General features: G+C 72.9%; 9 protein-coding genes. 7 read left to right on the forward strand and 2 right to left on the reverse strand.

Annotation, left to right across the window (positions count from 1 at the left end; all coding sequences use genetic code 11):
• A partial coding sequence (locus tag ACWJ6R_RS24860) for an RICIN domain-containing protein (RefSeq protein WP_449064545.1) occupies nt 1-1612 on the reverse strand: 1612 nt, incomplete at its 3' end.
• A 289-nt stretch (nt 1613-1901) separates the two neighbouring features.
• On the opposite strand from ACWJ6R_RS24860, the gene ACWJ6R_RS24865 reads away from it, so the two are divergent.
• The 3 genes from ACWJ6R_RS24865 to ACWJ6R_RS24875 all read left to right on the forward strand — a co-directional run bounded on the left by ACWJ6R_RS24865 (nt 1902) and on the right by ACWJ6R_RS24875 (nt 4526).
• Entirely contained in the window at nt 1902-2903 is a 1002-nt protein-coding gene (locus tag ACWJ6R_RS24865; protein WP_449064546.1) for a GlxA family transcriptional regulator, read from the forward strand.
• Between the two features lie 175 nt (nt 2904-3078).
• Nucleotides 3079-3831 (forward strand): MBL fold metallo-hydrolase, encoded by a 753-nt coding sequence (locus tag ACWJ6R_RS24870; protein WP_449064547.1) that lies wholly within the window; start codon nt 3079-3081, stop codon nt 3829-3831.
• Nucleotides 3832-3881: 50 nt separating this feature from the next.
• Nucleotides 3882-4526 carry a phospholipase D-like domain-containing protein gene (locus ACWJ6R_RS24875; protein WP_449064548.1) on the forward strand — a complete coding sequence of 215 codons (645 nt, stop codon included), beginning with the start codon at nt 3882-3884 and terminating at the stop codon, nt 4524-4526.
• Here ACWJ6R_RS24875 and ACWJ6R_RS24880 read toward each other — a convergent pair.
• Nucleotides 4501-4797: a hypothetical protein gene (locus ACWJ6R_RS24880; protein ID WP_449064549.1), complete on the reverse strand. Its 297-nt coding sequence runs from the start codon at nt 4795-4797 to the stop codon at nt 4501-4503. The genes ACWJ6R_RS24875 and ACWJ6R_RS24880 overlap by 26 nt on opposite strands.
• A gap of 9 nt (nt 4798-4806) precedes the next feature.
• Between ACWJ6R_RS24880 and ACWJ6R_RS24885 the strand changes: the two genes are divergently transcribed.
• The 4 genes from ACWJ6R_RS24885 to ACWJ6R_RS24900 all read left to right on the forward strand — a co-directional run.
• The gene (locus tag ACWJ6R_RS24885; protein ID WP_449064550.1) at nt 4807-5043 is read left to right on the forward strand and encodes a hypothetical protein; all 237 of its coding nucleotides are present in this window, start codon (nt 4807-4809) and stop codon (nt 5041-5043) included.
• A gap of 151 nt (nt 5044-5194) precedes the next feature.
• Nucleotides 5195-6013 carry an ABC transporter ATP-binding protein gene (locus ACWJ6R_RS24890; protein ID WP_449064551.1) on the forward strand — a complete coding sequence of 273 codons (819 nt, stop codon included), beginning with the start codon at nt 5195-5197 and terminating at the stop codon, nt 6011-6013.
• A 10-nt stretch (nt 6014-6023) separates the two neighbouring features.
• Complete coding sequence (locus ACWJ6R_RS24895) at nt 6024-7016, forward strand: ABC transporter substrate-binding protein (protein ID WP_449064552.1); 993 nt, start codon at nt 6024-6026, stop codon at nt 7014-7016.
• On the forward strand, nt 7013-8327 hold a 1315-nt coding region (locus tag ACWJ6R_RS24900; RefSeq protein ID WP_449064553.1), incomplete at its 3' end, for an iron chelate uptake ABC transporter family permease subunit. The genes ACWJ6R_RS24895 and ACWJ6R_RS24900, both read left to right, overlap by 4 nt.

Raw genomic sequence — 8327 nt, forward strand, 5'->3', positions numbered from 1 at the left:
CCGGCGACGCCCGCGCCGCGGCGGGCGGGGTGGCGGAGGCGGTGCCGGCCGAGTAGGAGTACGGCGGCGCCGCGACGCTTCCGTCGGCGTGCAGCCAGTCGTCGATGGTCTTGCCGCTGTCCTGTGCCCGTCCGATCGTGGCCGGGTCGTAGAAGTTGCTGCCCGTCCAGGTCAGCTTCGTGTCGCCGAATTCCTGTGTGATCGTCTTGGCGCTCTTCACGTGGTTGCTCTCGGCGTAGATTTCGCCGCCGACGCCCAGGCCGAGGAAGTAGTCGTCGACCTCCACGTAGTTGGCGAAGACGTGGGCGTAACCGAACCGCACCCGCGGGTGGCGGGTGTTCGACCCGTCGAACCAGTTGTGGTGGTAGGTGACGTGCAGGTATCCCGTGTCCTGCGCGCCGTTCTTGTCGCTGTGGCCCAGCAGCATCGACTTGTCCGTGCCGATGAACCGGTTGTAGGAGACCGTCACCAGGTCGGAGCCGCGCTTGACGTCCACCGAGCCGTCGGCGGAGGTGTGGAAGGTGTTGTGGTCGACCCAGACGTGGTGCGAGTAGCACTGCACGTTGACCGAGTCGTCGGTGGAGTTCCGGAAGGTCAGGTTCCGGATGATCACGTTCTGGACGTGCGTGAACCGGTCCTTCTCGGCGGGGTCGCAGAGGTCGCCGCCCCAGGCGACCTCCTCCGGGCCCCAGCCGTTGACGTCGAGCCCGAACCCGCTGATCGTCGCGTTCGACCCGACGCCGATGATGGTCTTGTTCGATCCGACGTCCAGCATCTTGGCGCCGGTACCGGTGATCGTGCCCGACACCCGGACGATCCGGGGCGTGTCGTCGGCGACGGCCGCCGCCAGCTGCGCGTAGGTGGTCACGGTCACCGTCTGGCCGCCCGCGCCGCCGTTCGTGCCGGTCCGGCCGTACTTGCTCAGGGTGGCGAACCCGACCAGGCCGCCCGCGCTGCCCCCGGGGCTGGTCGGCGTGGCCGTCGGGGTCCCGGTGGGCGTGACCGTGGGCGTGACCGTGGGCGTGACCGTGGGCGTGACCGTGGGCGTGGCCGTCGGGGTGACGGTGGGGGTGGCCGTGGGGGTCGAGGTGCCGCCCGCCGGGACGAGGCGCCACTGCTTGGTCGCCGCCGAGTCGCAGGAGTTCTGCTGGACGAGGGCGCCGGAGGCGGTGGAGTTGTCCTTGGTGTTGAGGCACTTGCCGCTGCCCGCGTTGACCACGCGGTAGGCGGAGCCGGAGGCGGTGAGGTTCCAGGTCTGGGAGGCGGCACCGGTGCAGCCCTCCTGCTGGACGGCCTTGCCGGCGGAGGTGGAGGCGTCCTTGACGCCGGCGCATCCGCCGCTGTGGGCGGCCTTGAGCTGGAAGCCGCCGCCTGCGGCGGTCAGCTGCCAGGTCTGGCCGGCGGCGCCGCAGTCGGTCTGGGTGAGCTGGACGCCGTCGGAGCCGCCGGCTCCGGGGACGGTCAGGCACAGGCCGCTCGCGCCGTTGACGAGGGTGTAGGCGCCGGGCGCGGGGGCGGCCGCGGCGGCGGAGGTGCCGGCCGTCCATCCGGCCACGGCGAGTGCGCCGATGACGGCGACGGCCGCGGCCTTGGTGTCGAATCTGGATCTCACAGCCGAACTCCTTGCTGGTCCGGCAGGCCGGAACGGCCTGCGTAGTGGATTCCCCCCAGCGAGTACGCGCCGCTCACGCGAGTGCACGTGTCCGTGTGAAGGACAGGGCCTACCGTAGGAAAGCGTTTTCCCGACGTCAATGGCCGATGAAACTTTCATGGGCGGGGCCGGTCGCGCCCGCCCGCCCTGCCGGTCCCGGAGGGCCGTGGCGTCCGACCCGCCGATCATGGCGGGATCCTGCAATGTCCTGTCATTGCGGACAGTCACCGGTCCCCCGATAGTTGACGGCATGAGCCCTTCCTCCGCCGTCCCCCACCTGGTCGTGGTCGCGATGTTCCCCGGAGTCGACACGCTGGACGTGACCGGTCCGGCCGAGGTCTTCGCGATGGCCGACCGGTTCCTGGGCGGACGCGCCGGTTACGAGGTACGGCTGGCCGGCGAGCGCCGCGGCCCCGTGCCGACCTTCTCCGGCGTGCGGCTCTGCGTGGAGGAGGTGTTCTCCGAGCAGCGCGGGACGATCGACACGCTGCTGGTGCCGGGCCGGATGCTGCTCGGCCCGGAAGGGCCGGTCCCGCAGGTCGACGCGGGCGTGGTGACGTGGCTGCGGGAGGCCGGCCCGCGGGCGGGCCGGGTCGCGTCGGTCTGCGCGGGCGCGCACGTCACCGCGGCCGCGGGTCTGCTGGACGGGCACCGCGCCACCACGCACTGGGCGACGGCCGGGCGGCTCGCCGCCGACCACCCCGGGATCCGGGTCGAGCCTGATCCGATCTTCGTCCGCTCGGGGCGGATGTGGACCAGCGCGGGCGTCACCTCCTCGATGGACCTCGCCCTGGCGCTGGTCGCCGAGGACCACGGTGACGAGCTCGCGCTCGAGGTGGCCCGCGCCATGGTCATGTACCTGCAGCGGCCGGGCGGCCAGAGCCAGTTCAGCGTGCCCCTGGCGCAGCGTCCCGGCGGCAGGCAGGACATCCGCGGCCTGCGGCTGTGGATCGGCGAGCACCTGGACGCCGACCTGTCGGTGCCCGCGCTGGCCGCGCGGATGGCGATGAGCGAGCGGAACTTCGCCCGGGTCTTCCGCGCCGAGACCGGCAGCACGCCGGGCGCGTTCGTCGAGGGCATGCGGCTGGAGGCCGCCCGCCGGCTGCTGGAGCGCACCTCCCGCCTGCCGTCCGACATCGCCCGGGCCTGCGGGTTCCGCTCGGTGGAGACCCTGCACCGGGTCTTCCGCGACCGGCTGGGCACCACTCCGGGCGAGTACCGGAGCAGGTTCCGCACCACCGTCCCCGCCTGACCCCGCCCCCGTCCCCTCGTTCCCCGTCTCCTCGTTCCCCGCCCCGGTCTCCCGGCCGCACTCCCGGCCCCCGGGCGGCCCACGACCACGCATCCCGACCGCCGGAACCACACCCGTGGCATCGGCCGATTCCGCGCGCCCCGACGAGGCGCGCCCACCGAAGAGAGAACCCGGTATGAAGATCACCGTCACGCACATCGGCACCGCGACCGTCCTGCTGGAGATCGGCGGGCTGCGCCTGCTCACCGACCCGGTCTTCGACCCCGCCCCGGCGGAGTTCGACTACGGCCCCGTCGTCCTGCGCAGCACCGAGGGCCCGGCGATCGAAGCCCGCGACCTGCCGCCGGTGGACGCCGTCCTGCTCAGCCACGACGAGCACTACGACAACCTGGACGCCGTCGGCCGCACGCTGCTCGACGGGCGCCCGGTGCTGACCACGGTCAGCGGCGCCGGCCGTCTCGGCGGCGGGGCCGTCGGCCTGGAGCCCTGGGAGACCCGCGAGCTGACCGTCGGCGGCAGGACCCTGCGGGTCACCGGCACCCCCGGCGTGCACGGCCCCTTCGGGGACGTCACCGGTTTCATCGTCGAGGAGCCCGGCGAGCAGGAGGCGCTCTACATCTCCGGCGACACCGTCTACGTCGACGAGCTCGACGAGGTCGGCCGCCGGTTCGCCGTCGGCACCGCGCTGCTGCACCTGGGAGCCCCGCGCATCCAGAACTTCGGCGGCGGCGAGCTGATCTGCATGGACGGCGCGCAGGGCGCGGCGCTCACCCGCTCGCTGGGGGCCCGCAGGGTCTGCCCGATCCACTACGCCTCCTGGGAGCACTTCACCGAGGACCCCGCCCAGGTCACCGCGGCCTTCGCGGCCGAAGGGCTCGCCGACCGCCTGCACTGGCTCACCCCCGGCGTCCCGGAGGTCCTCGCCTGAACCAGGCGATTAATCTTGTATGTCGGTTTTAATGGTGAAACGCTCGCGGTATGACGACGTTCGCCGACGGCGCCATCGAAGCCTTCGTCGGCCCGGTCGAGCTGGGCGCGGCCGACGACCTCGAACGGGTGATCATCGATTTCATCGGCGGCGCCCGGCGCTCCCTGGACATCGCCGTGCAGGAGCTCGACTCCGAGCCCATCGCCCAGGCCGTCCTGGACGCCCGCTTCCGCGGGGTGGACGTCCGCATGGTGCTGGAGCAGGACTACCTGGTCTCAGCGAAGCCGCCGGCCGTCACCGTGCGGCCCGGGGAGGACGAGGCCGCGGCCCGTCACCGGGTCCAGTGGGGCGAGGAGGGCGGGGCCCGGAGCCTGGAGCCGAACCAGAGGATCCTGGCCGCGCTGCTGCGCTGCAACGTCGACGTGAAGGCGGACTACAACCCGGCGATCTTCCACCAGAAGTTCGTCATCCGCGACCACCGCGAACGCGCCCTGCCCACGTCGGCGATCCTGTCGGGATCGGCGAACTTCACCCACACCGACTGCCACCGCAACCTCAACCACGTCGTGGTCTTCCACGACCCGCGGATCTGCCGGGTGTACACCGCCGAGTTCGACCAGCTGCGCGAGGGGCGGTTCGGCCGGGCGCCCACGGCAAGGTCCCCGTCGCCTACAGCCTCGGCGGGATACCGGTGAAGGTGCTGTTCGCCCCCGACCACGCGCCCGAGCTGGAGATCATGAAGCAGATGCTCAAGGCCACCGCGCGCGTCGACTTCGCCATCTTCACCTTCTCCGGCTCGTCCGGCATCGACGACGCCATGATCGCCCTGGCGGCGGCCGGCCGTACCGTCACCGGCGTGATGGACCCCGGCCAGGGCGCGCAGAGCTGGGCGGCCACCCACGACCTGGACCGCGCCCGCATCGAGCTGTACTTCCCCAGGCGCGGGCCGCCTTCGGCAAGCTCCACCACAAGCTCATGGTCATCGACGAGGCCGTCGTCGTCGCCGGATCCTTCAATTACACCGCGCCCGCCAACAACTACAACGACGAGAACATCTTCGTCATCGGCAGCCCCTACCCGGACCTGCCCGCCCGCGAGGGCGGCCCGGTCGACCCCGCCGCCTGCGCCGAGCTCGCCCGCTTCTTCCGCGCCGAGATCCGCCGCATCGAGGCGGCGGGCGAACGCTTCACGGGCAGGCCGTCGCCACCGTAGCGGGCCCGCCGGGGCGGGTCACGACGGACGGCGAGTCACGATGGACGGCGGGTCACGACGGACGGCGGGTCAGCGGTCACCACCGGACCGGCGAATCATGATCGGATAGTTGAAAGTTGACATTTATCTAGGTAAGCCTAACCTAATCTCCGTGACCGAGAAGATCTCGCTGCGCGGAGCCGGCCTGCGTCTGGGCTACCACGGCGCCACCGTCGTCGAAGACGGCCGCATCACCCTGCGGCAGGGGCTCGTGACGGCCCTGGTCGGCCCCAACGGCAGCGGCAAGTCCACCCTGCTGCGGGCGCTGGCCCGGCTGCACCGGCCGGAGGCGGGCACGGTGACGCTGGCCGACGGCGTGTCCGCCCTGGACATGTCGGCCCGGGAGTTCGCCAAGCGGGTCACGCTGCTGGCGCAGAGCCGCCCCACGCCCTCCGGCGTGCGGGTCCGGGACGTCATCGGGTACGGCAGGCACCCCTACCGGGGCCGGTGGCGGGCGGGCGATCCCGAAGGGGACGCCGCCGTCGCCAGGGCGATGGAGCTCACCGGCGTCATCGCGATGGCCGACCGGGCGGCGGACGAGCTGTCCGGCGGCGAGCTGCAGCGCGTGTGGCTGGCCACCTGCCTGGCGCAGGACACCGGCGTCCTGCTCCTGGACGAGCCCACCACCTTCCTGGACCTGCGCTACCAGATCGAGCTGCTGGACCTGGTGCGCGACCTGGCCGACGACCACGACGTGGCCGTCGGCGTCGTCCTGCACGACCTGAACCAGGCCGCCGAGCTGGCCGACCGCGTCGTCCTGCTGCACGGAGGCCGCGTCCGGGCCGACGGGCCGCCCGCCGAGGTCCTCACCGAGGACCTGCTCACCGAGGTGTACGGCATCCGCATCGAGGTCACGCACGACCCGAGGACGGGAACGGTGACCACCCGGCCGATCGGCCGGCACACCAGAAGCGTCCCCGCCACAACCTGACAGGAACACCATGATCCCCCTGCGCTCCGCCCTCGTGGCCGTGGCCGCCGTCGCCGTGCTCGCCGCCTGCGGCACCACCGAGACCGCCGCTCCGGAACCCGCCGCCTCCGGCGGCACGGCCCCCGCCTCCGCCGCCCCCGTCACCGTGACCGACAGCCGCGGCAAGCAGGTCACCCTCGACCGTCCCGCCACCAAGGTGGTCGCCCTGGAGTGGGGCGAGGCCGAGATGGTGGTCGGCCTCGGCGTCATGCCGGTCGGGGTGGCCGACACCAAGGGCTACGCCACCTGGGTGACCGCGGCCGAGCTCGACCCCTCGGTCAAGGACGTCGGTACCCGCCAGGAGCCGAGCGTCGACTCCATCGCCGCCCTCCAGCCCGACCTGGTCGTCATGGAGGCCGAGCGCGACTCCGCGCTGGTGCCGCAGCTGGAGAAGTTCGTCCCCGTCATCACCTTCAAGGGCAGCGACGCGAGCGACAACCTGGGCCGGATGCGCAACGATCTCAAGCTGATCGCCACCGCGCTGGGCAAGACCGCCGAGGCGGACAAGCTCCTCGCCGACTTCGACGCCGCACTGGCCGACGGCAAGAGCAAGCTCGCCGCCGCGGGCGCCGCCGGCAAGCCGTTCGCCATGGCCGACGGCTGGAAGGACGGCAGCAAGATCTCCATCCGCATGTTCGGCAAGGGCGCGCTGGTCTCCGACGTCGCCACCGAGCTCGGCCTGGTCAACGCCTGGACGGGTGAGGTGGACCCGGTGTGGGGCCTGGGCGGCACCGACGTCGAGGGCCTCACCGCGCTGAAGGACCCCGACACCCGCTTCTTCTACAACGCCTCCGACGGCACCGACGTCTTCGCCGACGGGCTGGCCTCCAACGCCATCTGGAAGAAGCTGCCGTTCGTCGAGAAGAAGCAGGTCGTCAAGCTGCCCGACGGCATCTGGACCTTCGGCGGGCCGCTGTCGTCCAAGCAGTACGCCGAGGCCCTCGTGAAGGCCTACACCGGTTGAGCACCACGGTCCAGGCCCCGCCGGCGCCCCCCACCCCGCTGCGGCGGCTGGGCGGCGCCGGCGTGGTCCTCCTGACGCTGGCGGCGGTCGTCGTGGCCGCCGCGGTCCACGTGACGCAGGGCACGTCGTCGATCGGCGCGCTCGACCTGCTCCGGCTGCCGTTCGGCGACGACGACGGCGAGGCCGCCCGGATCCTGCTGGCCTCCCGGCTGCCCCGGCTGCTGGCCGGCGTCACCGTCGGCGTCGCCCTGGGCGTGGCGGGCGCGCTGCTGCAGGCCGTCTCCCGCAACCCCATGGCCTCGCCCGACACGCTGGCGGTCAGCGCCGGCGCCTACTTCGCGGTCGCCGCGGCGGCGGCCTTCGGCCTGACGCTGCCGCTGTTCCTGTCGGGCCTGCTCGCCCTGCTGGGCGGCCTGGCCGCGGCCGCCCTGGTGATGGCGCTCGCCGCGGGCGGCCGGACCGGCACGACCAGGCTGATCCTGGCGGGCTCGGCGACCGCGCTGGCGCTGCACTCGCTCACCAACCTGCTGCTGATCCTCTTCGAGGAGGAGACCAACGGGCTGTTCGCCTGGGGCAGCGGCTCGCTCGTGCAGAGCGACCTCGAGGCCGTCACGCAGCTGGGCCCGCTGATCCTGCTGGCCGGGGCCGCCGCCGTGCTGGCCGGGCCGAGGCTCGACATCCTCTCCCTGGGCGACGACACCGCCACGGTGCTCGGCGTCAACGTCGGGCGGCTGCGCCTGGGACTGACGCTCCTGGCCGTCCTGCTGGCCGCCGCCGCGGTCACCGTCGCGGGCCCCATCGGGTTCGTGGGCCTGTGCGCGCCGGTGATCGTCAGGCTGCTCCCGGGCGTGCACCGCCACCGGACGACGCTGCCGCTGGCGGGCCTCGTCGGCGTGCTCGTCGTCCTCGGCTCCGACATCGGGCTGCGCGCCGTCTTCGGCGGGCAGGCGGGCGTGGACGTGCCGCCCGGCGTGGTGACCTCGCTGTTCGGCGCCGCGGTGATGGTCTGGCTGGCCCGCCGCTACCGGGACGCCGGACCGACCCGCCAGCCGCCGATCGTGCGGGTCGCGGCCCGCTCGCGCGCCGCCTTCCTGACCGTGGTGACGGCCTGCGCGGTCCTGCTCGCCGGGGCGGTCTTCCTCGGCATGCTCGGCGGTGACACCTGGATCCTGGGCGGCGACCTGGTCAACTGGCTGAACGGGCGGACCGGCCGCGGCCTCACCTTCGTGCTCGACCAGCGCTACCCCCGGGTGCTGGCCGCGGTGCTCGCCGGCGCCGCGCTGGCCGCCGCGGGCACGGCCGTCCAGGCCG

This window comes from Planomonospora algeriensis (assembly GCF_977012225.1).

Coding starts and splice junctions, on each gene's coding strand:
- ACWJ6R_RS24865 (WP_449064546.1), top strand. CDS start 1,902: ATGAGCCCTTCCTCCGCCGTCCCCCACCTGGTCGTGGTCGCGATGTTC.
- ACWJ6R_RS24870 (WP_449064547.1), top strand. CDS start 3,079: ATGAAGATCACCGTCACGCACATCGGCACCGCGACCGTCCTGCTGGAG.
- ACWJ6R_RS24875 (WP_449064548.1), top strand. CDS start 3,882: ATGACGACGTTCGCCGACGGCGCCATCGAAGCCTTCGTCGGCCCGGTC.
- ACWJ6R_RS24885 (WP_449064550.1), top strand. CDS start 4,807: ATGGTCATCGACGAGGCCGTCGTCGTCGCCGGATCCTTCAATTACACC.
- ACWJ6R_RS24895 (WP_449064552.1), top strand. CDS start 6,024: ATGATCCCCCTGCGCTCCGCCCTCGTGGCCGTGGCCGCCGTCGCCGTG.